Origin of the sequence: Bacteroides sp. 14(A), assembly GCF_000526555.1 — a bacterium.
Classification (GTDB): domain Bacteria; phylum Bacteroidota; class Bacteroidia; order Bacteroidales; family Bacteroidaceae; genus Bacteroides; species Bacteroides cellulosilyticus.
Genome location: NZ_JAGH01000001.1, coordinates 502036 through 527615 on the forward strand (window position 1 = coordinate 502036; position 25580 = coordinate 527615).

General features: G+C 44.4%; 16 protein-coding genes and 2 tRNA genes. 17 read left to right on the plus strand and 1 reads right to left on the minus strand.

The window, feature by feature from the left end; translation table 11 throughout:
• Positions 1-4 precede the first annotated feature (4 nt).
• The 9 genes from K429_RS0101745 to K429_RS0101785 all read left to right on the plus strand — a co-directional run bounded on the left by K429_RS0101745 (position 5) and on the right by K429_RS0101785 (position 13712).
• On the plus strand, positions 5-2227 hold the full coding sequence (locus tag K429_RS0101745; protein ID WP_025725846.1) for a glycoside hydrolase family 92 protein: 2223 nt from the start codon (positions 5-7) through the stop codon (positions 2225-2227).
• Positions 2228-2813: 586 nt separating this feature from the next.
• Positions 2814-4289 (plus strand): IMP dehydrogenase, encoded by a 1476-nt coding sequence (gene guaB / locus K429_RS0101750; protein WP_007218717.1) that lies wholly within the window; start codon positions 2814-2816, stop codon positions 4287-4289.
• Between the two features lie 151 nt (positions 4290-4440).
• Positions 4441-5982 carry a peptidylprolyl isomerase gene (locus K429_RS0101755; protein ID WP_025725847.1) on the plus strand — a complete coding sequence of 514 codons (1542 nt, stop codon included), beginning with the start codon at positions 4441-4443 and terminating at the stop codon, positions 5980-5982.
• Between the two features lie 57 nt (positions 5983-6039).
• Positions 6040-6882 carry a peptidylprolyl isomerase gene (locus K429_RS0101760; protein WP_007210302.1) on the plus strand — a complete coding sequence of 281 codons (843 nt, stop codon included), beginning with the start codon at positions 6040-6042 and terminating at the stop codon, positions 6880-6882.
• Between the two features lie 14 nt (positions 6883-6896).
• Positions 6897-8261, plus strand: a complete 1365-nt coding sequence (locus K429_RS0101765) for a peptidylprolyl isomerase (protein ID WP_007210303.1) — start codon at positions 6897-6899, stop codon at positions 8259-8261.
• Positions 8262-8287: 26 nt separating this feature from the next.
• The gene (locus K429_RS0101770; protein ID WP_007210304.1) at positions 8288-9949 is read left to right on the plus strand and encodes an OstA-like protein; all 1662 of its coding nucleotides are present in this window, start codon (positions 8288-8290) and stop codon (positions 9947-9949) included.
• A gap of 5 nt (positions 9950-9954) precedes the next feature.
• Positions 9955-10245, plus strand: a complete 291-nt coding sequence (locus K429_RS0101775) for a hypothetical protein (protein WP_007210305.1) — start codon at positions 9955-9957, stop codon at positions 10243-10245.
• Between the two features lie 97 nt (positions 10246-10342).
• Positions 10343-12274: a DNA mismatch repair endonuclease MutL gene (gene mutL / locus K429_RS0101780; protein ID WP_007218721.1), complete on the plus strand. Its 1932-nt coding sequence runs from the start codon at positions 10343-10345 to the stop codon at positions 12272-12274.
• A gap of 247 nt (positions 12275-12521) precedes the next feature.
• Positions 12522-13712, plus strand: a complete 1191-nt coding sequence (locus tag K429_RS0101785) for an OmpA family protein (protein ID WP_007210422.1) — start codon at positions 12522-12524, stop codon at positions 13710-13712.
• A gap of 91 nt (positions 13713-13803) precedes the next feature.
• Here the strand turns inward: K429_RS0101785 and trpS are convergent, their stop codons facing one another.
• Positions 13804-14898, minus strand: coding sequence for a tryptophan--tRNA ligase (gene trpS / locus K429_RS0101790; RefSeq protein WP_025725848.1), 1095 nt, complete (start codon positions 14896-14898; stop codon positions 13804-13806).
• A gap of 172 nt (positions 14899-15070) precedes the next feature.
• Between trpS and K429_RS0101795 the strand changes: the two genes are divergently transcribed.
• The 8 genes from K429_RS0101795 (at position 15071) to K429_RS0101835 (ending at position 25572) form a co-directional block, all read left to right on the plus strand.
• Positions 15071-15505 carry a DUF6078 family protein gene (locus K429_RS0101795; RefSeq protein WP_007210424.1) on the plus strand — a complete coding sequence of 145 codons (435 nt, stop codon included), beginning with the start codon at positions 15071-15073 and terminating at the stop codon, positions 15503-15505.
• A gap of 438 nt (positions 15506-15943) precedes the next feature.
• Positions 15944-19162 (plus strand): carbamoyl-phosphate synthase (glutamine-hydrolyzing) large subunit, encoded by a 3219-nt coding sequence (gene carB, locus K429_RS0101800; RefSeq protein WP_025725849.1) that lies wholly within the window; start codon positions 15944-15946, stop codon positions 19160-19162.
• Between the two features lie 113 nt (positions 19163-19275).
• On the plus strand, positions 19276-19836 hold the full coding sequence (locus K429_RS0101805; RefSeq protein WP_022209484.1) for a sugar O-acetyltransferase: 561 nt from the start codon (positions 19276-19278) through the stop codon (positions 19834-19836).
• 48 nt (positions 19837-19884) lie between these two features.
• A complete protein-coding gene (locus K429_RS0101810) occupies positions 19885-22086 on the plus strand; it encodes an alpha-L-rhamnosidase C-terminal domain-containing protein (protein ID WP_025725850.1) in 2202 nt (733 codons plus the stop codon).
• Between the two features lie 184 nt (positions 22087-22270).
• Positions 22271-22345 (plus strand) — tRNA-Val (locus tag K429_RS0101820).
• 29 nt (positions 22346-22374) lie between these two features.
• Positions 22375-22449: transfer RNA gene (locus K429_RS0101825), tRNA-Val, on the plus strand.
• Positions 22450-22601: 152 nt separating this feature from the next.
• On the plus strand, positions 22602-23948 hold the full coding sequence (gene purB, locus K429_RS0101830) for an adenylosuccinate lyase (protein ID WP_007218728.1): 1347 nt from the start codon (positions 22602-22604) through the stop codon (positions 23946-23948).
• A gap of 145 nt (positions 23949-24093) precedes the next feature.
• Positions 24094-25572: a pseudouridine synthase gene (locus tag K429_RS0101835; RefSeq protein ID WP_025725851.1), complete on the plus strand. Its 1479-nt coding sequence runs from the start codon at positions 24094-24096 to the stop codon at positions 25570-25572.
• The last annotated feature ends 8 nt before the right edge of the window (positions 25573-25580 follow it).

Below are 25580 nucleotides of genomic sequence, written 5' to 3' on the forward strand. Positions count from 1 at the left end.
GCTTATGAAGAAATTGATTTGCTTTTTCAACCTTTGCCTTCTGCTCGTTTCGTGCGGACATAAGTCTCAGGTGTCTTTAGTATCTTTGGTGAATCCACTGATGGGAACTGAGTCGACTTTCGAGTTCTCACATGGCAATACTTATCCGGCAGTGGCTGTACCCTGGGGGATGAATTTCTGGAGTCCGCAGACAGGAGAAAATGGAAGTGGTTGGATGTACACATATAAGGATAGCTTGATAAGAGGCTTTCGCCAGACACACCAGCCCAGTCCGTGGATCAATGATTATGGAACATTCTCCATTATGCCCGTATGGGGTGAACTGACTATGGATAATCAAAAACGTGGAATGCGTTTTTCACATGAGAATGAGAAAGCGGCTCCAGATTGTTATCAGGTAAAGTTCGATAATGGAGTCAGTACAGCATTGTCTGCTACTTCACGTGGAGCTGTTTTTGAGATTACATATCCTTCGGAAGAAGGGCAGTATATTGTGGTGGATGCTTATCAACACGGTGGAAGTGTGGTATGGAACAAAGAAGAGAACTGCATCTATGGTATCACTCATTATAATAATGGTGGAGTGCCTGAAAATTTTGCTAATTACTTTATTATCGAATTTGATAAACCCGTTGTCGAGTCCGGCACCGATGAAAATTCTTGTGCGTACGTTAAGTTTCAACTGGAAGCTGGCGAAAAAATGACTGTCCGTACAGCTTCCTCTTTTATTAGCCACGATCAGGCACGTCTGAATTTCAACCGTGAAGTGGCTGGGCGCTCACTGGCAGAAGTCTCAGCAGAAGCGAAAAAAATATGGAATGATCAACTGGGACGTATCCAGGTGGAAGGCGGGACACATGAGCAGCAGAAAACATTCTATTCATGCTTATACCGTACCCTTTTATTTCCGCGTGAGTTCTATGAATTTGATTCGGATAACAAGCCTGTTTATTACAGTCCTTACGATGGACAATTGCATGGCGGATATATGTATACTGATAACGGATTCTGGGATACTTTCCGTGCAGTACATCCATTGTTTACTTTGGCATATCCCGAGGTCAGCGGACGAATCATGCAGTCCTTAGTGAATGCATACGATGAAAGTGGATTTATGCCAGAGTGGGCCAGTCCCGGACATCGTGGCTGTATGATCGGAAACAATTCAATTTCTTTGCTTACCGATGCCTGGATGAAAGGGATACGGACATTTGATAAAGACAAAGCTTTGGAAGCCATGTTACATCAGACGCAGGCGCGCGGAGAGATAGCGTCGGTAGGACGCGACGGATATGAGGAATACGACCGTTTAGGTTATGTACCTTATCCTGAAGTGCCCGAGGCGACTGCCAAAACTCTGGAATATGCTTATGCTGACTGGTGTCTGGCACGTTTTGCAGAAGCTACGGGAAACCAGGAAATTGCGAAAGCCTATTATAAAAAGGCACAGAACTATCGCAATTTGTTTTATCCCGAAAAAGGTTTCATGTGGGCAAGGGATGCCAATGGCAAGTGGCGTGATAACTTTGACGCCACCGAGTGGGGAGGACCTTTCACTGAAGGCTGTTCCTGGCATTGGACCTGGAGTGTATTCCATGATCCGGAAGGTTTGTCTACGCTTCTGGGTGGTCATGAACAAATGGCAGAACGACTTGATTCCATGTTTACGGCTCCTAACACCTTTAATTATGGTACTTATGGTTTTGTTATTCATGAGATAGCTGAGATGGTGGCACTCAATATGGGGCAGTATGCCCATGGAAATCAACCCGTGCAACATGCTATCTACTTGTATAATTATGTAGGTCAACCTTGGAAAGCACAATACCATACACGCAATGTGCTGAACAAACTGTATAACTCCGGTCCGCAAGGTTATTGCGGAGATGAAGATAACGGTCAGACCTCAGCGTGGTATGTATTTACTGCATTGGGATTTTATCCTGTATGCCCCGGTGCTTCCGAATATGTACTGGGAAGTCCGTTGTTCAATAAGGCAACTCTTTCCTTGCCCGGAGGAAAACAGTTTGTAATTCATGCAGAAAACGCGTCGGAGGATAATTGCTATATTCGTTCGGCAACTCTGAATGGGAAGAATTTCTCCCATAATTTCCTGAAATATGAAGAACTAATGCAAGGTGGTGAACTTAAACTGATCATGGATTGTGTTCCTGATAAAGAAAGGGGAGTAAAGCCTGAAGACGCTCCGTATTCCTATAATAAATAAACTTGTTGGTGGAATTAATTTCTTTCTTTTCGGGCATGAACAACGGAATGATTCATTTACTATGCTAAACCAAGGGTACTTCCCATCAGGACTGAGGGTATTTCCCACTAGGACTGAAGGTGCCTCCCACTAGGACTGAAGGTATCTCCCACTAGGACTGAACTCGTGTTTCACAACGACTGATCATGATGGAACACCAAGTGTGTTGTTACACAGATGATTATGGGGTATATGAACTTTTATTTGCTCTTCTCTTTTCGGTTATGAGTTAAATGATAAATAATCTTTTAGACGCGGATGACACGGATAATGCGGATCTTTTTTTATCCACTTTTATAGCGCAGCCTTTTAAATCCGCGTTATCCGTGTCATCCGCGTCTAAAAAATAATATACCGAATGGCGCTAATCACTTATTACCAAACACTAATCACTTTTATTCCTTTCTATTTCGAAAGGAAATAAAGGGATTTTGAGGCTATACGGTTTAAAAAAAGTGAACTGTTATAAGCTTTTTATGCAGACATAGTGTGGTTAAACAAGAAAAACCGTATATTTGCACGCAATAAATTTTAAACGCATAGCCCTATGTCATTTATTGCTGATAAGATTGTAATGGATGGATTAACTTATGACGACGTTTTGTTAATCCCCGCTTACTCTGAAGTGCTTCCTAAAACTGTCGAACTCTCGACAAAGTTTTCTAAAAACATTGAGTTGAAAATTCCGTTTGTAACGGCCGCTATGGATACGGTTACCGAAGCGAAAATGGCAATTGCCATTGCACGTGAAGGTGGTATCGGTGTTATCCATAAGAATATGTCTATCGAAGAACAGGCACGTCAGGTAGCCATCGTGAAGCGTGCTGAAAACGGTATGATTTATGATCCTGTAACCATTAAGAGAGGTTCTACTGTAGGCGATGCATTGGCATTGATGGCGGAATACAGAATTGGTGGTATACCGGTAGTGGATGATGAGAGATATTTGGTGGGAATTGTAACAAACCGTGACCTTCGTTTCGTAAGAGATATGAATAAGCATATCGACGAAGTGATGACAAAAGAAAATATTATCACTACTAATCCGACCACTGATATGGAGGCTGTTTCTCAAATCTTGCAAGAACACAGAATTGAGAAGTTGCCGGTTGTAGATAAGGAAGGTAAGCTGGTAGGCCTCATTACTTATAAAGATATAACGAAAGCTAAGGATAAACCGATGGCTTGTAAAGACTCGAAAGGTCGTTTGCGTGTCGCCGCCGGTGTAGGTGTAACGGCTGATACTCTCGACCGTATGCAGGCTTTGGTGGATGCCGGTGCTGATGCGATTGTCATCGACACGGCTCACGGACATTCTATCTATGTAATAGAAAAATTGAAGGAAGCTAAGAAGCGTTTCCCGAACATTGATATTGTGGTAGGTAACATTGCTACCGGAGAAGCTGCTAAAGCATTGGTGGAAGCCGGCGCTGATGGAGTGAAAGTTGGTATCGGACCAGGTTCTATCTGTACCACTCGTGTTGTGGCAGGTGTGGGAGTTCCTCAGTTGTCTGCTGTATATGATGTGGCTAAGGCGTTGAAGGGGACAGGTGTTCCTTTGATTGCTGACGGTGGTTTGCGCTACTCGGGTGATGTTGTGAAAGCTTTGGCTGCCGGAGGATATAGCGTAATGATCGGTTCGCTGGTTGCCGGAACGGAAGAGTCTCCCGGTGATACAATTATCTTCAACGGACGTAAGTTCAAATCTTATCGTGGTATGGGTTCACTGGAAGCAATGGAGAATGGTTCAAAAGACCGTTATTTCCAGAGTGGTACCAATGACGTTAAGAAATTGGTGCCGGAAGGTATCGCTGCCCGTGTACCTTATAAGGGAACTTTATACGAAGTGATCTTCCAGTTGGTAGGCGGTTTGCGTGCCGGTATGGGGTATTGTGGTGCAGGTAGTATAGAGCAGTTGCACGATGCCAAGTTCACCCGCATCACTAATGCAGGCGTGCTTGAAAGCCACCCGCACGATGTGGCAATTACAAGCGAGGCTCCGAATTACAGTCGTCCCGAATAAAATATAGGCAATTTATATAGAAATACCCGGGGAGTAACAAATACTTTTCCGGGTATTTTTCGTTTAAAGAAAAGGCATCATCTGTTTGGTGTTGAGGCAATATAAAAGATGTTTCCCCGTTATTACATTGTTCTTTTCTAAGATAATAGTTATGATAAGAAGTGGATTGACAATAATTCTCCTTTGCCTGGGATTGGCAGTTTTTGCTCAGCAAGATCCGGTGCTGATGCGTATTAACGGGAAAGAAATTCTCCGTTCGGAGTTCGAATATATCTATAATAAGAATAATGCCCTTGCTGGTATCGAACAGAAAACATTGAGTGAATATGTTGATTTGTTTGTGAATTTTAAGCTGAAAGTCGCTGCAGCCGAAGCTGCCGGATTGGATACTACCCGGGCTTTTCGTGAAGAACTGGAGGGCTACCGTCGCCAGTTGGCAAAAGCTTATTTGACGGATGAGTCTGTATCAGAGCTTGCAGCCCGTCAGGTATATGATAAAATGAAAGCTAACAATCGTGCCGGACAGATATGGGTAAGTCATATCTTTAAGTCTCTTCCCCAAACTGTTACCAGTCATGTGCTGCGTTCTGCAGAAGCTCGGATGGATTCTCTTTATGCCGCATTGCAGAATGGGCAGGCGGACTTTGATGAGTGTGTACGTAATTTCTCTGATGAAAAAAAATCTTTTTGGGTAAGTTGGTTACAGATGCCTGTTGAGTTTGAAGATGTTGTATTTGCATTAAAGCAAGGAGAGATATCCCGACCTTTTTTTACACCGCAAGGCATTCATATTGTCAAGGCGATTGAACGGAAAGAAATCCTGCCCTTTGAAAAAGTGAAGGATGAAATCATGCGTCGCCAGAGCCGTCGTTACGGAATGGACAGAGGAACGGAGGCTTTGGTGGAAAAACTGAAAAAGGAATATCAATATACGGCAGATAAGACTGGAGTGGATGAATTACTGTCAAAAGAGCAGACAGATAAGAGACTGTTTACACTTGACGGCAGGGAATATACAGGAAAGATGTTTGCCGCTTTTGCAGCTTCCCACCCTCAGGGTGTGCAACGCCAGCTGAAAGGATTTATCATGAAGTCCGTACTGGATTATGAGTATAGTCGCCTGGAAGATAAATATCCGGAATTCCGTATGCTCATGCAAGAGTATCGGAATGGAATGTTACTGTTTGAAATCAGTAACCGGGAGATTTGGGAACGTGTACCCTCAGATGAGGTCGGACTAGCGGCCTATTTTGAAAAGCATCATTCGGATTATCATTGGAAAGTCCCCCGTTATAAAGGAATTGTATTACATACTACAACGAAAAAGCTTGGAAAGCAAGCCCGCAAATTCCTGAAATCTTTGCCGGAAGAGGAGTGGCAGAATGCTATCCGGCTGACGTTTAATGCAAAGACGCGGCAAGTGCAGGCGGAACAAGGTTTATTTGCTCCCGGAGATAATGCCTATGTAGATGAAGAAATCTTCAAAAAGGGGAAAACTGAACCTATGACGTCATTTCCTTTTACCACTTTTCTGGGTGAAAAGGTGAAGGGGCCGGAGACTTATCAAGAGGTGCGTGGACTGCTTGTAGGCGATTATCAGAACTATTTGGAGGAGCGTTGGATTGCACAATTACGGAGCACCGCTAAGGTTGAAATAAACCAAGAGGTTTTAAAAACCGTTAATAAGCACTGATGCAACCGATTAAACCGTTATCTTCGTACCTTGAAATAAAGTAAATATCAATCGGTAATGCGAATATTTTTCCTGGGACTCCTCTCCATCCTTTTGTGTGTGGCCTGTAGCGAGCAACACGACCATAAAGGGAAGACACCACTGGTGGAATTGGACGGCAATTTCCTTTACCGGGAAGACCTGCAATCTGCGCTTCCGGCGAGATTGTCGAAAGATGATAGTTTACTGTTCGCAGAACATTACATCCGCAATTGGGTGGAAGATGTCTTATTATATGAGAAAGCGCAGAGTAATATTCCCGATAACGGGGAGATTGAGAAACTTGTGGAGAATTATCGCAAGGCGCTGATTATGCACACCTATCAGCAGGCATTGATTCACCAAAGACTCTCGAATGAAATTTCAGAGGGAGAGTTGGCGGACTATTATGAAAAGAATAAAGAGCTTTTCAGGTTGGAACGGCCGCTGATGCAGGGGTTGTTCATCAAAGTCCCCCTCACCGCACCACAACTAAACAATGTACGTCGTTGGTATAAAGCAGCTACGCAAGATGCAGTAGAACATCTGGAAAAGTATAGCTTGCAGAATGCCGTGAAGTACGAGTACTTTTATGATAAATGGGTACCGATGGCAGATGTGCTTGATCTGATACCGTTGAAAGTACCCGAAGTAGAAGATTATGTGAATAAGAACCGTCATATCGAATTGAAAGATACGGCGTTTTATTATTTCCTGAATGTGAGCGATTTTCGTTCGGTGGGCGAGCAGGAACCTTATGAGTTTGCACGCCCTAAAGTGAAAGATATGATGCTGAACCTGAAACAAGTGGAGTTTATGAAAAAGGTGAAGGATGACTTGTATCAGCAGGCAGTGAAGAAGAATGAGATTAAATATAATTAGTTTAGATACACAGAATGAAAAATTTTATGAACTTTAAGTTTGTAGTTTTATGTGCCTTGGCGCTGATGACCGGTTCTGCCGTTTATGGACAAGACAACGTGATTGACGAAGTAGTTTGGGTAGTGGGCGACGAGGCTATATTGAAGTCTGAAGTAGAAGAAGCTCGGATGAGTGCTCTGTACGAAGGACGTAAATTTGATGGTGATCCCTACTGTGTGATTCCTGAAGAAATAGCTGTACAGAAGCTGTTTTTGCACCAGGCTGCTCTCGATAGTATTGAAGTTGCTGAAAGTGAGGTGATCCAGCGTGTGGACCAGATGACGAATATGTATATCGCCAATATCGGTTCGCGTGAAAAGATGGAGGAATACTTCAATAAGACATCCAGTCAGATTCGTGAAGCCTTGCGCGAGAATGCCCGTGAAGGATTGAAAGTGCAGAGAATGCAGCAGAAACTGGTAGGAGAGATTAAAATCACTCCGGCAGAGGTGCGCCGCCACTTCAAGGATTTGCCGCAGGACAGTATTCCTTATATCCCTACCCAGGTAGAGGTGCAGATCATCACACAACAACCGAAAATTCCTTTGGAGGAAATTGAAGATGTAAAAAGTCGTCTGCGCGAATATACGGATCGTGTGAATAAGGGAGAAAGCTTCTCTATGTTGGCACGTTTGTACTCCGACGACCGTGGTACGGCTATCAATGGTGGTGAAATGCCATTTACAGGACGCGGTTATCTGGATCCTGCATTTGCCAATGTGGCTTTCAACCTGCAAGACCCCAATAAGGTTTCCAAGATTGTAGAGTCTGAATATGGCTTCCATATTATCCAGTTGATGGAAAAACGTGGTGACCGTATCAAAGTGCGCCATATCTTGTTGAAGCCCCACGTACCGGAAGAAGCGCTGATGGCAGGTACTGCCCGTCTGGACTCTATTGCCGATGACATCCGTAACGGTAAGTTTACTTTTGAAGAAGCTGCTTCCGTACTTTCACAGGATAAGGATACACGTAACAATCACGGTCTGTTACCTAACCCTCAAACCAATACGTCAAAGTTTGAGATGCAGGAACTTCCGCCCGAGATTGCTAAAGTGGTGGATAAGATGAAAGTAGGAGAAATCTCCGAGGCATTCACTATGATTCCGCAGAAGACTGGTAAAGAAGAATGTGTAATCGTAAAACTGAAAAGCCGCATCAACGGACACAAAGCAACTATTTCGGAAGACTATCAGAACCTGAAGGAAATTGTATTGGAGAAACGTCGTGACGAGATGCTGGATAAATGGATTCGTGAAAAACAAAAGCATACGTACGTGCGTATCAACGAAAATTGGAAGAACTGTACATTTAAGTATCCGGGTTGGATTAAAGACTGATCCCGGGTGATACACTAACTTTTTGTATGCAGAAGAAAAATACAAGAAATAATTTTCTGAACAGGCATAGATTCCTTCTCACAGGCCTTCTATGCCTGTTTGGCATCTGTTTGCTGAGTGCCCAAGATAAGCCGAAACAGCCGGAAAAGAAGAAAACCCGGGTTGATTTGCTTTACGCTGAGGAGGCGCAGGCGGATAAAATTCTGCTTCCGGATGTTCAGATTCTGATCCGGTCGGTAAAGCTGCGTCATGACAGTATGTATATGTACTGTGACAGTGCGTTGATTTACGAGAAGACAAATTCGGTGGAAGCTTTCGGTAATGTCCGTATGGAACAGGGGGATACGCTCTTTATTTATGGAGATTATCTGTATTATGACGGTATGTCGCAGTTGGCAATGCTTCGTGAGAATGTCCGCATGATTAACCGGAATACGGTATTGACAACGGATAGTTTAAACTACGACCGTTTGTATAATCTGGGTTATTACTTCGATGGTGGTACACTGACCGATGAAGAGAATGTGCTGACTTCCGAGTGGGGAGAATATAGTCCGGCCACGAAAATATCCGTATTCAACCATGATGTGAAGTTGGTTAATCCGAAATTTGTATTGACTTCGGATACCTTGAAATATAGCACCGATACGAAGATTGCTACGATTCTGGGCCCTTCGGATATTGTGAGTGATAAGAACCACATCTATTCCGAACGAGGTATTTATAACACCACTACAGAGCAGGCTGAACTGCTGGATCGTTCCGTGCTGACCAACGAAGGCAAGAAACTGACGGGTGACAGTATTTTCTATGATCGTGTTTTGGGATATGGTGAAGCATTTGACAATGTGCAGATGAATGATACCATTAACAGGAATATGCTTACAGGTAACTATTGTTTCTACAATGAGATCACGGGAAGTGCACTCGCTACTCAACGTGCAGTTGCCATTGATTATTCACAAGGTGACAGTTTGTTTATGCACGGTGATACACTGCGGTTGATTACCTATCATATAAATACGGACTCCATGTTTCGTGAGATGAGGGTGTATCATAAAGTACGTGCTTATCGTACGGATGTTCAGGCAGTATGCGATTCTTTGGTGTATAATTCTAAAGACTCTTGCATGACTATGTATACTGATCCTATCTTATGGCATGGCTCACAACAATTGTTGGGTGAGGAAATTAAAGTCTATATGAATGACAGTACCATAGACTGGGCGCACATAATCAATCAGGCTTTGGCTGTGGAGCAGAAAGATTCTGTTCACTACAACCAGGTGACGGGCAAGGAGATGAAAGGCTTTTTTGTTGGCGGAGATATGCGTCAGGTGGATGTGAACGGTAATGTGCTGGTTGTCTTCTATCCGATAGACGATAAAGACAGTACCATGATAGGATTGAACTATTCTGAGGGCAGTTTCCTGCGTATGTTACTGAAAGAAAGGCGTATGGAGCAAGGAGCCTTTATAGGGAAAGCGAATGGTACGCTCTATCCGATGGATCAGATTCCGGCTGACAAATATAAGTTGCCGCCTTTTGTCTGGTTTGACTATATCCGACCGAGAAATAAGGAAGATATATTTGAGTGGAGAGGTAAAAGGGCTGGCGAACAATTGCAGAAATCAGATCGTAAGCCTATAGTTTCACCAAGGAATATGAATATAAAAAGAAATAAATAAGCGCTATGGGAATGTTCACAATGAGAAAGCCTCGTGGCTTTAATCATCCATATATATATGTGGATGAGCGGAAAGAGAAGTTGGCGAAGATGGAAGAAAGCGCCAAACGTGAATTGGGAATGTTGCCTGAGAAGGAGTTTTCGCCGGAAGATATCCGGGGAAAGTTCGTTGAAGGCACTACCCACTTGAAACGACGCAAGGAAAGCGGGCGTAAACCGGTACACCTGGGGGTGATACTGGTGATTATTGCTTTGCTGATATACTTGTGGTATGCCATAAGCACCGGAATCATTTAATTTAATTACGAGTTACAAATTACGAATTACAATGTAGCATCATGGAACCTGTTGTTATTCGTTATTTGTAATTCATAATTCATAATTTGTAATTATCATGAGCGACATAATTCATTTGCTGCCCGATTCGGTTGCCAATCAGATTGCTGCCGGAGAGGTGATTCAGCGTCCGGCGTCCGTCATTAAGGAATTGGTAGAGAATGCGATTGATGCCGAAGCACAAGAAATACACGTATTGGTGACGGATGCAGGGAAAACCTGTATACAGGTGATTGACGATGGTAAAGGCATGTCCGAAACGGATGCGCGCCTTGCTTTCGAACGCCATGCCACCTCTAAGATAAGGCAGGCTGCCGATTTATTTGCCTTGCGCACGATGGGATTCCGTGGAGAGGCGTTGGCTTCTGTTGCTGCGGTGGCGGAAGTAGAACTCAAAACCCGTATGGCGAATGAGGAACTGGGTACACGGATTGTGATAGCCGGCTCTAAAGTAGAAAGTCAGGAAGCCGTTTCGTGTCCTAAAGGAAGTAACTTTTCCATTAAGAACTTATTCTTTAATATACCTGCCCGCCGCAAGTTCCTGAAAGCGAACTCGACGGAATTGAGCAATATCCTTACTGAATTTGAACGCATAGCTCTGGTACATCCCGAAGTGGCTTTCTACTTATATAGTAATGATACCGAATTATTCAACCTGCCTGCGATGCCACTTCGCCAACGCATTCTTGCCGTATTTGGCAAGAAGTTGAACCAGCATCTGCTGTCGGTAGATGTGGATACTACTATGGTGAAGGTATCTGGCTTTGTTGCCAAACCGGAGACGGCGCGTAAGAAAGGAGCTCATCAGTATTTCTTTGTGAACGGGCGTTATATGCGTCATCCATATTTCCATAAAGCGGTGATGGATGCTTATGAACAATTGATTCCGGCAGGCGAACAGATTTCCTATTTCATTTACTTTGATGTGGACCCGGCCAACATTGATGTGAATATACATCCTACCAAAACCGAGATTAAGTTTGAAAACGAGCAGGCAATTTGGCAGATCGTTTCCGCAGCGGTAAAAGAGTCATTGGGTAAATTCAATGCTGTGCCGTCCATTGATTTCGATACGGAAGGTATGCCGGATATTCCCGCATTCGATCAGACTCGTCCGATAGAGCCTCCGAAGGTGCATTATAATTCAGACTTCAATCCGTTCAAGACTTCTTCAGCTTCCTCTTATAGTGGTGGGGGCAGCTATTCCCGGCCGAAAGTGGATTGGGAAGGACTGTATGATGGTCTGGAGAAAGCCAGCAAGATGAATACGCCTATGGAAGAAGAACCTTTTGTAGACGAAACGGACTGGACTTCTGCACCTGCATCGGTAGATATGTCCGAAGAACGTACTCCGTATGTTCAGGAGACGGAAACTGTATCCTCTCCATCTGCATCGTTGTATACCAACGAACCGGCAGTGGAGAAAGGTGCGCAGCATTTTCAATTCAAAGGGCGCTTTATTCTGACTTCGGTAAAATCCGGTTTGATGCTGATAGACCAGCACCGGGCGCATATCCGGGTGTTGTTTGAACGTTATATGAATCAAATACGTCAGAAACAAGGGGTTTCTCAAGGAGTTTTGTTTCCTGAAATCGTGCAATTGCCCGCTTCGGAAGCTGCGGTGTTGGAAAGTATCATGGAAGACTTCTCGGCAGTTGGGTTTGAACTGACACCTCTGGGAGGAGGAAGTTATGCGATCAATGGCATTCCGTCCGGCATTGAAGGGTTGAATCCGGTGGAGCTGGTGCGTAATATGGTGCATACGGCAATGGAAAAGGGAAATGACGTGAAGGAAGAAGTGCAAACGATGTTGGCTCTGACACTGGCGAAGGCTGCTGCCATTGTTTACGGCCAGGTGTTGAGCAATGAAGAAATGGCTAATCTGGTAGATAATCTGTTTGCTTGTCCTACTCCGAATTATACACCGGATGGACGTACCGTATTGTCAACGATTAAAGAAGAAGATATTGAAAAACTATTTGCTCGTTAAAGTAGTATAATCTATTTGTTAAAACAATTTTGCACATACGTGTGAATGATATTCGCCCCTACAGGACTGATTAAGGTGCTTGTAGGGGCGAATCATTATTTATTTATCTGTATAGAAGCCTTCCTGCCCGGCTTGTGGCGCGGTCGGAACAAAAAAAACTATCTTCGTAAAACCTTTTAGTTCGGATGGTGTTATTTAAACAGTTACAATAATGAATTTAAATTAACCACTTAACTATTTAAGGTATATGAAAAAGATTCTAATGTTACTGGCTTTGGCCGGTTTGTCTTCTGCTGCTATGGCGCAACAGAAGACTGAAGTAGTCGAATACGAAATTATCCAGGTACAGGATAAATATCAGGTAATCACCAATCCTTTCTGGAGTAATTGGTTCTTCTCTATCGGCGGCGGTGCTGAAGCTACTTTTGGTGATAATGATAGTGCAGGAAGTTTTGGTAAGCGTATCAGTCCTACATTGAATATCTCTGTCGGTAAATGGTTTACTCCCGGTTTGGGATTGCGTCTGCAATATAGCGGTTTGCAGGCTAGAGGCTTTACTTATGATAAAGGTGCCGACTACGTGAAGGGTGCCGAGCTGAAAGACGGTTACTATAAACAACGTTTTGACTATATGAACTTGCACGGTGACGTGATGTTCAATCTGAATGCTCTTTTCGGAGGTTATAATCAGCATCGTGTTTATGAGATTATTCCTTATGTAGGTGCCGGTTTCACTCACAATTACTCCAAACCTCATCGCGAAGCTTTGTCCGTGAATGCAGGTATTATCAATAAATTCCGTATTTCGAATGCGGTAGATATTAACCTGGAATTGAGCGCAATGGCTGCTGAAGATAAATTTGATGGTGAAGTAGGTGGTGATCACGGATATGATGGCGTATTGAGCGCTACGGTTGGTCTGACTTATCGTTTCCCCGCCCGTGGTTTCCGTCGCCCGATGCCGCAGTTGATCTCTCAGATCGAACTGGCAGCCATGCAGGATAAGTTGGCTATGATGGGTGCACAGAATGCAGAATTGAAGAATGCATTGGTACAGGCTGAAAACCAGCCGGTGGCTGAAGTAACAGAAACACAGGTGATTGTTCCGGATCCGGATATCGCACCGCGTACCGTATTCTTCCAGATTGGTTCTGCTGAATTGTCTCCGCGTGAAATCATGAACCTGTCTTATCTGGCAGAACAAATGAAACAGTTCCCGAATGCAACGTACACCGTAAACGGTTATGCTGACTCTGCAACCGGTACTCCGGCATTCAACAAGGAGTTGAGCTTGAAACGTGCACAAGCTGTTAAGAATGCATTGGTTAAGAATTACGGTATTGCTGCCGATCGCTTGAATGTGGAAGCCGGTGGTGGTGTAGACAAATTTGGTCAACCGATCCTGAACCGTGTGGTATTAGTGAAATCTGCTAACTAAATATAGTCTTTCCATTAAAAAGGGAACGCCCTGTTCTCTCGTAGATTCTACGGGAGGCCAGGGCGTTACTCGTAACAGAGGATATTGTTTTTTATTCTCCGCTGAATTTCTTCACTTGTTCTGCTATCAGTTTCGTATCGTCGAAATAGTTGATTTTCATTGCTTTGCGTACATCATCCAATGTAGCGGCGGCAACTTCGCGTGCTGCGTCGCAACCTTTCTTCAGCATGTCATAGATGGCAGGAATGTCTTTTTCAAATTCTTTGCGACGATTGCGAATCGGTTCCAGCGTTTCCTGCATGATGGAGTTAAGGAATCCTTTCACCTTCATATCACCCAGACCGCCACGCTGATAATGTGCTTTCAGTTCATCGAGGTTCGGATATTCGGGCAGGTAAAGGCCGAAGTGTTCGGGGCGGCAGAAAGCATCCAGATAAGTAAATACAGGGTTACCTTCTACTTTACCCGGGTCTTGTACACGCAAGTGGTCGGGATCGGTATACATACCTTTCACTTTCTTCTGTACTTCGTCGGCAGAGTCGGAGAGGTAGATACAGTTGCCCAGGCTCTTACTCATCTTGGCTTTTCCGTCTGTTCCGGGCAGGCGCAGACAGGCGGCGTTTTCGGGCAGGAGGATTTCCGGCTCAACCAGTGTTTCGCCATAGATATAGTTGAAGCGACGAACGATTTCGCGTGCCTGTTCCAACATTGGTTCCTGATCTTCGCCCACAGGGACAGTTGTTGCCTTGAAAGCGGCAATGTCCGCAGTCTGGCTGATGGGGTAGGTGAAGAAACCTACTGGGATGCTGGCGTCGAAGTTGCGCAACTGAATTTCTGCCTTTACTGTAGGATTACGTTGCAGGCGGCTTACGGTCACCATATTCATGAAGTAAAAACTCAATTCGCACAGTTCGGCAATCTGAGATTGAATGAAGATAGTGCTTTTTGCCGGGTCCAGTCCGCATGCCAGATAGTCAAGCGCCACTTCGATAACATTCTGACGTACCTTTTCCGGGTTGTCCACATTGTCAGTCAATGCTTGTGCATCGGCAATGAAAACGAATATCTTGTCATACAAACCGGAGTTCTGCAACTCCACTCTTCTTCTCAATGAGCCCACATAATGTCCTATGTGCAGGCGTCCTGTAGGGCGGTCGCCCGTGAGGATGATTTTCTCTTTAGACATATTTATATTATTCTATTTATTATGTTTTTCTTTGAAAATGAATACAAAGGTAACGCTTTTCTCTGACTTTAGCTTCATAATTCTTTAGAGAAGCGAAAGAGAAACTATACTCTTGTTGCTTTTCCTGAAAAAAGAGTTTACCTTTGTGGAAATATACTTAATATAAAACGCGATGAAAACAGATTTTGATTATCAAGCGGTCCCTCAAGGGTTTATTCATTGTTTCAAGGACGATTGTTCCAGGTCAGATACTTGCTTGCGCCGTTTGGCTGCGCGGCATTGCACGGCTGATAAACCTTTGATTACAATTCTCAGTCCGGCAGCTGTTCCTGCCGATTCTTCTCAGTGTTCCTATTTCCTGCCTATCCAGAAGATACGTGTGGCATGGGGGGTAAGAAACTTATTTGACGATGTTCCTCTTAGCTTGGCAGCCGATATGCGGCACCAGATTGTTTCCTACTTCGGCAAGACACATTATTATCGGATCTACCGTAAAGAGCGTTTCATTACGCCTGAAGGTCAACGATATATCAGGCATATATTTACTCAGAACGGCATTACCGACGCACTTCAGTTTGAGTCTTATTCGGAAGTCTATAAGTGGTGATTAGTTTCTCGGTGTGGAACTGGCGGTTTCATGCCTTGAAACCTGTAGTTTCACACCGAGAAACTGATAGTTTCAAGGCATGAAACTACAAGTTTCAGCTGATGAAACTAATGGCGGTACTATATCATGCTTTTAAATAGCTTAATAGGAGGCAATTGCTATTTTAAATAAATATAGAGAATAAAGACAGGCTCTAAATTTGTTTATTATCGAAATAAGTCGTTACTTTGCACAAATTTTAAAACAACGATGCAACAACACGGAAAAAGAGATACATATAATCTGTATTCGAATGAATTTCATTCGTTAGTCGATGATTTCTCTTTCTCTGAGAAGATATTGTTAGTTCTTTGGTAATGCGTTAATCCTTTGTTGGGTAACGCATTTTTTTTGTGCCCGAATGTATAGGAAGAAACTTAATAGACAACAAGAGAATATATGGAAAAGAATTTGAAGAAAGTGTTGGTCTTGGGCTCAGGTGCACTCAAGATCGGTCAGGCCGGGGAGTTCGACTATTCCGGTTCGCAGGCATTGAAGGCTCTGCGTGAAGAAGGTATCAGTTCAGTGTTGGTGAACCCGAATATTGCTACTATCCAAACATCGGAAGGTATTGCAGATCAGGTTTATTTCTTGCCTGTAACCACTTATTTCGTAGAAGAAATCATCAAGAAAGAACGTCCCGATGGTATTCTGTTGGCCTTCGGTGGTCAGACGGCTCTGAACTGCGGTGCCGAGTTGTACACAAGCGGTGTGCTGGCTAAGTACGGTGTGCGCGTATTAGGAACTTCGGTGGAAGCTATCATGTATACGGAAGACCGTGACCTCTTCGTGAAGAAGCTGGACGAGATCGATATGAAAACTCCCGTCAGCCAGGCTGTAGAAAGTATGGAAGATGCAATTGCTGCTGCTGAACGCATCGGTTTTCCGGTTATGGTTCGTTCCGCTTATGCACTGGGCGGTTTGGGTAGCGGCATCTGCCAGGATAAAGAAGAATTCCTGAAGTTGGCCGAAAGCTCTTTCGCTTTCTCTAAACAAATTCTTGTAGAAGAGTCTCTGAAAGGTTGGAAAGAAATTGAGTTCGAAGTAATCCGCGATGCTAACGACCACTGCTTCACGGTGGCAAGCATGGAAAATTTCGACCCGCTGGGTATCCATACGGGAGAGTCTATTGTAGTGGCTCCGACTTGTTCGCTGACTGACGAGCAGGTGAAGATGTTGCAAGATCTTTCTACGAAGTGTATCCGTCATCTGGGCATTGTGGGCGAATGTAACATTCAGTATGCATTTAATGCGGAAACTAACGACTACCGTGTGATTGAGGTGAATGCCCGTCTGTCGCGTTCTTCTGCTTTGGCTTCTAAGGCTACGGGTTATCCGTTGGCATTCGTGGCCGCTAAGATCGCATTGGGCTATACGCTCGATCAGATTGGTGAAATGGGTACTCCGTATTCAGCGTATGTAGCTCCGCAACTGGATTATCTGATTTGTAAGATTCCTCGTTGGGACTTGACGAAGTTCGTAGGTGTATCCCGTGAAATCGGTTCCAGCATGAAGTCTGTAGGTGAAATCATGTCTATCGGACGTTCTTTCGAAGAAATCATCCAGAAAGGTTTGCGTATGATCGGTCAGGGTATGCACGGATTTGTAGGCAACGACCTGCACTTCGATGATCTGGATCGTGAGCTTTCACGTCCTACCGACTTGCGTGTATTTGCTATTGCTGAAGCTTTGGAGAATGGCTATACGATAGACCGCATCTTTGACCTGACCAAGATTGATCCCTGGTTCCTTGGCAAGTTGAAGAACATTGTTGACTATAAGTTGAAACTTTCCCAATATAATAAGGTGGAAGATATTCCGGCCGACGTATTGCGTCAGGCAAAAGTGCTGGGCTTCTCTGACTTCCAGATTGCGCGTTTCGTACTCGAACCGCAAGGCAATATGGAGAAAGAAAATCTGATGGTGCGTGCACGTCGTAAAGAGTTGGGCATCCTGCCGGCTGTAAAACGTATCAATACGATTGCTTCCGAGCATCCTGAACTGACTAATTATCTGTACATGACGTATGCCGTTGAGGGTTATGACGTAAACTATTACAAGAATGAAAAGTCAGTGGTTGTACTGGGTTCCGGTGCTTACCGTATCGGGTCTTCCGTAGAGTTCGACTGGTGTTCGGTAAATGCCGTGCAGACTGCACGTAAGCTGGGTTACAAGTCCATCATGATTAACTATAACCCTGAAACCGTATCTACTGACTATGATATGTGCGATCGTCTTTACTTCGATGAACTGTCTTTTGAGCGTGTACTCGATGTTATTGATCTGGAACAGCCGCGCGGCGTAATCGTATCTGTAGGCGGACAGATCCCGAACAACCTGGCAATGAAACTGCATCGTCAGTCAGTGCCCATCCTGGGAACTTCTCCTCTTTCTATTGACCGTGCTGAAAACCGTAATAAGTTCTCTGCTATGCTCGACCAACTGGGTATCGACCAGCCGGCTTGGCAAGAGCTTACCAGTCTGGAAGATGTGAAAGGTTTCGTAGAGAAAGTGGGTTATCCGGTACTGGTTCGTCCGTCTTATGTACTTTCGGGTGCTGCGATGAACGTATGCTACGATGAAGAAGAATTGGAGAACTTCCTGAAAATGGCCGCTGAAGTATCTAAAGAATATCCGGTGGTAATTTCTCAGTTCTTGCAGAATACAAAAGAAATAGAATTTGATGCTGTTGCCCAGAATGGTGAAGTAGTGGAATATGCTATTTCCGAGCATGTGGAGTTTGCCGGTGTACACTCCGGTGACGCTACATTGGTATTCCCTGCACAGAAGATTTACTTTGCTACGGCACGTCGTATCAAGAAAATCAGCCGTCAGATTGCAAAGGAACTCAATATCTCCGGTCCGTTCAATATTCAGTTCCTGGCACGTAACAATGAGGTGAAGGTAATCGAATGTAACCTTCGTGCTTCACGTAGTTTCCCGTTCGTGTCTAAGGTGCTGAAGCGTAACTTTATTGAAACTGCTACCCGTATCATGTTGGATGCTCCTTATACTCGTCCTGACAAGTCGGCATTCGATATCGACTGGATTGGTGTGAAAGCTTCTCAGTTCTCTTTCTCCCGTCTGCACAAGGCAGACCCGGTACTGGGTGTGGATATGTCTTCTACCGGTGAAGTAGGCTGTATCGGTGATGATTTCTCCGAAGCATTGCTGAGTGCCATGATTGCTACCGGCTTCCAGATTCCTCAAAAGGGAGTGATGTTCTCTTCCGGTGCCATGAAATCGAAAGTAGATTTGCTGGAGTCCAGCCGCATGCTCTTCAATAAAGGATATAAGATTTATGCAACGGCAGGTACAGCCGCTTTCCTGAATGCTCATGGAGTGGGCACTGAAGCTGTTTACTGGCCCGATGAACGTCCTGATGCAGAGAACAACGTGATGAAGATGATTGCCGAACACAAATTCGATTTGATTGTCAACATTCCGAAGAATCATACGAAACGTGAACTGACGAACGGTTACCGTATCCGTCGTGGTGCTATCGACCATAACATTCCGTTGATTACGAATGCTCGTCTGGCAAGTGCTTTCATCGAAGCATTCTGCGAACTGAAGTTGGAAGATATTGCTATCAAGAACTGGCAGGAATATAAGTAATAAGATATCTGTCTGAAGTTAAAAAAGAGATGCTAAATTGGCATCTCTTTTTTTTATGGCTATCTTTGTGGGTAGATGGACTTTTTGAAACTATAATCTTTATCAACAGGAGTATGAATGAAGTAGAGAAAATGCGTAGTTCGCAACTGGCGGATATGTCTGCCCCGGAAGTACAGGTAAAGTTTGAATATGCCAAGAAGTTGTTGGCAAGGATGCGGCAATTGAGTACTTACGATGAGGCTTACAGAGGATTGTTGGAAGACCTGATACCGGGAATACCGGAGACATCCGTTGTGTGCCCGCCTTTCCATTGCGATCATGGGGATGGTATACGTCTGGGTGAACACGTATTTGTGAATGCAAATTGTACTTTTCTGGACGGAGGTTATATCACGATTGGTGCCCATACATTGGTGGGACCTTGTGTGCAGATTTATACTCCACAACATCCGATGGATTATGTAGAACGTCGTACTCCGAAGGAATATGCCTATCCGGTGACGATAGGAGAGGATTGCTGGATTGGCGGTGGTGCTGTTATTTGTCCCGGCGTAACAATTGGTGATCGCTGTATTATTGGCGCCGGAAGTGTGGTGACGAAAAACATACCCGATGATAGTGTGGCGGTAGGAAATCCGGCGAAGGTGATCAGAAAGGTAATGCCGGAACGATGAAGTGATGTGAATTCAGTTATCTGTTAAATCAAAATACGATCTTGAACCATGAAAAAAATCCCCCTTTTCTTTATTGTTTTAGTTTGTATGTTGGCTGGACAATTAAAAGCAGCAGACGATTTTCTTCCCCAATCCAGATGGATTGGCAGTGAACATTCTCAAAGTACTCCGAACACTTGGCTTTGTTTCCGTAAAACAATCGAGCTTCCCAGTGTTCCCGGTGAGATGATTGCCAACATTGCCGTGGACTCTAAATACTGGTTGTGGATTAATGGAGAACTGGTAGTTTTTGAAGGTGGGCTGAAGCGTGGTCCGGCTCCCGGAGCTACTTATTATGACCGGGTGGATATGGCTCCTTATCTGAAGAAAGGAAACAATGTTATTGCCTTGTTAGTGTGGCATTTTGGAAAGAATGGGTTCAGTCATGTAAACAGTGGGACTGCTGCTCTGCTTTTTAGTGCCCGGGCATCGGGGGTGACTATTGTCAGTGATAAGAATTGGCAGTGCAGTGTGTATCAGGCTTATCAGAATACAGAAGCGCCATTCCCTAATTATCGTTTGTCCGAAAGTAATATCCGCTTCGATGCACGCAAAGAGTTGGCAGGCTGGAATCAACCTTCTTTTGAGGGTAAGTTAGGCCCGGCCATCGAAATTGGCTTTCCGAATGAAATGCCGTTTGGAAAATTGGTGCCTCGTCCCATTCCTATGTGGAAGGATAGCGGATTAAGGGAATACCCGGAGGTGGTGAAGAATGAAACCGGGGATACTATTCGTTGCCGTCTGCCATATAATTGCCAGATTACTCCTTACTTGCATGTGAAAGCTCCTGCCGGATTGAAGATTGGTATGCTGACTGATAATTATACAGGTGGCAGTGCAAACAATGTGCGGGCGGAATATATTACTCGCGAAGGTGAACAGAACTATGAAAGTTTTGGATGGATGAACGGACATGAAATGCTGTATGTGATTCCTGCCGGAGTGGAAGTATTGGGGCTTAAATATCGGGAAACGGGTTATAATGCAGACATAAAGGGGACTTTCACCTGTGATGATGCTTTCTTTACCGAGCTCTGGAAACGGAGTGCCCGTACCTTATATATTACCATGCGCGACAATTATATGGATTGCCCTGATCGCGAACGTGCGCAGTGGTGGGGAGATGAAGTGAACGAGCTGGGTGAAGCTTTCTATGCGCTCGACCCGCGCGGCTGGCAATTGGCTGTCAAAGGCATTTATGAACTGATGAATTGGCAACGGCCGGATGGGATTATTGCCTCTCCGGTTCCATCGGCTAACTGGTGTAAAGAGTTGCCTCTGCAAATGCTTGCCTCTGTCGGATGGTATGGATTTTATACACAGGCATTTTATAGTGGTGATTATTCATTTGTTCCTCACATTTATGAGGGAATGAAAAAATACCTGCATGAAGTGTGGGAGGTGGACGCGCAGGGATTTCCTATTCCCCGTCCCGGTGACTGGAATTGGGGCGACTGGGGGACTGACGTTGACCTGGAAGTTCTTACTACTTGTTGGTATTATTTGGCTCTTAAGGCTGAGAAAGAATTCGCACTTTATTTATATAAACAAAACGATGCCAATCGGGTAGACGAAATGATGAAGCGTATTGCCGCTGCTTTTGATAATCGTTATTGGACGGGTACCGCTTATCGTTCCAGATCGTATAAAGGTGAAACTGATGACCGCTCTCAGGCTATGGCCGTTGTGAGTGGATTGGCTCCGGTGGGAAGATATAAGGCTTTGCTGAAGGTTTTCAAGAAGGAATATCATGCCAGTCCCTATATGGAAAAATATATCATGGAAGCTCTCTTTGTGATGGGGGAACCGAACTTTGCATTGGAGCGTATGCGTAGCCGGTATACTAAAATGATGGCATATCCTTATACTACCTTATTCGAGGGGTGGGGAATAGGTGCCGAAGGTTTCGGGGGTGGTACTATCAACCATGCGTGGAGCGGTGGTCCGTTGACTATATTGAGTCAAAAGTTATGCGGAATAGAACCTCTGAAGCCTGGCTTCAAGCATTTTCGGGTAGCTCCGCAGCTTGGTATGTTAAACGAGGCATCGGCAGTGGTACCTACTCTTTACGGCGATATACGGGTAGATATAAAGAAACAAGACCGTATCGTGAATATACATGTAGTCGTTCCTCCGGGTACTACTGCTGTAGTGGTATTGCCTGCTGGCAAAGAAAAGGTACTTCCACCGGGAAGTTATATCCTCCCGTAAACCGGGAAGAGAAAACATGAGTTATAAGGATGATTCTTTGATGAAAAAAAAGTTCTTTGTTAAATTGCTGAATTTCAATAAGTATATATCTTTCTGTATGTTTTTCTTAGAAAATAGTTCGCAATTATTTTGGTAATCTCAAAATAAGCTGTACCTTTGCATCGCTTTTGAAACGAAAGTGTACGGGCGCTTAGCTCAGCTGGTTCAGAGCATCTGGTTTACACCCAGAGGGTCGGGGGTTCGAATCCCTCAGCGCCCACACTAAAAACCGCACACTTTCGAACAAAAGGGCGCTTAGCTCAGCTGGTTCAGAGCATCTGGTTTACACCCAGAGGGTCGGGGGTTCGAATCCCTCAGCGCCCACATCCGATTTCTATAATGAGTGGTCTTACAAGTTATTGTAAGGCTATTTTTTTATCTGTTAACTTCCTTACCTAACTTTCTTTCCCCTTTATGGCTTATTACTCAGAAAAAAAAGCTAATTTTGCGGCTCGATAATTATCTAATATACACGTATGGAACTTGATTTACTTACTGCTATCTCTCCGATTGATGGTCGATACAGAGGAAAAACAGATGCTTTGGCAGCTTACTTCTCGGAATTTGCCTTGATAAAATACCGTGTGCAAGTGGAAGTGGAATACTTCATCACCTTGTGCGAATTGCCTTTGCCGCAATTAAAAGGCGTAGACAAAAACGTATTTGAAACATTAAGAAATATCTATCGTAACTTCTCTGAAGCTGACGCGCAGCGTATCAAAGATATTGAGAGCGTAACGAACCATGATGTAAAAGCCGTAGAATATTTCCTGAAAGAAGAGTTTGATAAAATGGGTGGAATGGATGACTACAAAGAGTTTATTCATTTCGGACTGACTTCACAGGATATCAATAATACTTCCGTTCCTTTGTCTATCAAAGAGGCTTTGGAACAGGTTTATTATCCACAAATAGAGGAACTGATTGCGCAACTTCGTACGTATGCGGAAGAATGGACGGCTATTCCTATGCTTGCCAAGACACACGGTCAGCCGGCTTCGCCTACTCGTTTGGGAAAAGAGGTGATGGTATTTGTATATCGTCTTGAACGCCAGCTGGCTACTTTGAAGTCTTGTCCGCTTACTGCCAAGTTCGGTGGTGCTACCGGAAATTACAATGCGCATCATGTGGCTTATCCGGAGTTCGACTGGAAAGCATTTGGTAACCGGTTTGTTGCTGAAAAACTGGGTTTGGAACGTGAAGAATATACTACGCAGATTTCTAATTATGATAATCTGTCTGCTGTATTCGATGCTATGAAGCGCATAAATACGGTAATGATCGATATGAACCGCGACTTCTGGCAATATATTTCCATGGAATATTTCAAGCAGAAGATTAAAGCCGGTGAAGTAGGTTCCAGCGCCATGCCGCACAAAGTGAATCCGATTGACTTTGAAAATGCGGAAGGTAATCTGGGTGTGGCAAGTGCCATTCTGGAACATTTGTCGGTGAAACTGCCTGTGTCCCGCTTACAACGTGACCTGACGGATTCTACCGTATTGCGTAACGTAGGCGTTCCGTTCGGACATATCGTAATTGCCATTCAGAGCTCATTGAAAGGTTTGCGTAAATTGTTGCTGAACGAAACGGCTATCTATCGCGATCTGGATAATTGCTGGAGTGTGGTAGCTGAGGCTATTCAGACAATTCTGCGCCGTGAAGCATATCCGCATCCGTACGAGGCGTTGAAGGCCTTAACCCGCACTAATCAGGCTATTACGGAAGCTTCTATAAAGGAATTTATTGAAGGTTTGAATGTAGATGAGGAAATAAAGAAAGAATTGCGTGCAATTACTCCTCATACATATACAGGAATCTAAGCTGGAAATATTAAATTTAGCTGTATAATGAAGCCAACATTTTAAATCCGGCGATTGTTAATATAGTATACATATATAATATAAGGTATAAGAGTGATAATAGAATGGCCGTGAGGCCAACGTTTAATTTTATTCGAATAAAACAATGAGTACAGAAAACGAAAATTGGCGTGACGATTCTTCCAGTGAGGAGAATTCAGGCAACAGATTTGAAAGAGAAAACAATTACAGCCGTCCGTCTTACAACCGTGAAGGTGGTGACCGACCCTATCGTCCGCGTTTTAACAGCGAGAGTGGCGAACGCCCACAGCGTGCTTACAGCAGTGATCGCCCGTATCGCCCGCGCTTTAACCCTAATGCTGAAGGTGGTGAACGTCCACAACGTTCTTATGGCGACCGCCCGTCTTACAATCGTGAGGGTGGCGATCGTCCGCAACGCTCGTATGGTGATCGTCCGTCCTATAATCGTGAAGGCGGCGATCGTCCGCAACGTCCTTCTTATGGAAACAACAGTGGTGGTGACCGTCCTTATCGTCCTCGCTATAATAGCGGTGATGGTGGTGATCGTCCACAGCGTCCTTCTTATGGAGGCTCTTCTTATGGTGACCGTCCCCAACGCCCGCGTTTCAATAGTGGTGACGGACAGCGTTCTTATAACAACGACCGTCCTTATCGTCCTCGCTATAATAGCGGTGATGGTGGTGATCGTCCACAACGTTCTTATGGTGGCTCTTCTTATGGAGGTTCTTCTTATGGCGACCGCCCGCAGCGTCCACGCTTCAATCCGGATGGCGGAAGAGGCGGATATGGTCGTCCCCAGCAGCGTCGTACACCGGATTATGATCCGAATGCAAAGTACAGCCGTAAGAAACAGATAGAATATAAGGAACAGTTTACGGATCCTAATGAACCGATCCGTTTGAACAAGTTCCTGGCTAATGCAGGTGTCTGCTCTCGTCGTGAGGCGGATGAATTCATCACGGCAGGTGTGGTTTCAGTAAATGGAGTAGTGGTTACAGAACTCGGAACTAAGATCAAACGTGCTGACGAAGTGAAGTTCCATGATCAGATGGTGAGCATTGAACGTAAGATTTATATCTTGCTGAATAAGCCGAAAGACACTGTGACTACCTCGGATGATCCGCAGGCACGTCGTACAGTAATGGATTTGGTGAAGGGTGCTTGCGATGAGCGTATTTATCCGGTAGGTCGTCTGGACCGTAACACTACAGGTGTGTTGTTGCTGACGAACGACGGTGACCTGGCTTCCAAACTGACACATCCGAAGTTCCTGAAGAAGAAGATTTATCACGTACATACAGATAAAAATGTGACGAAAGCTGATATGGATCAGATTGCAGCCGGTATTCAGTTGGATGACGGTGAAATACATGCAGATGCTATCAGTTATACGGATGATGTTAGACGGGATGAAGTGGGCATTGAAATTCACTCAGGTAAGAACCGTATTGTTCGTCGTATATTTGAGTCACTGGGTTACAAGGTAGTCAAACTCGACCGCGTATTCTTTGCCGGACTGACTAAGAAAGGCTTACGTCGTGGTGAATGGCGCTATTTGAGCGAACAGGAAGTAAACTACCTGCGCATGGGCTCTTTTGAGTAATTATATAA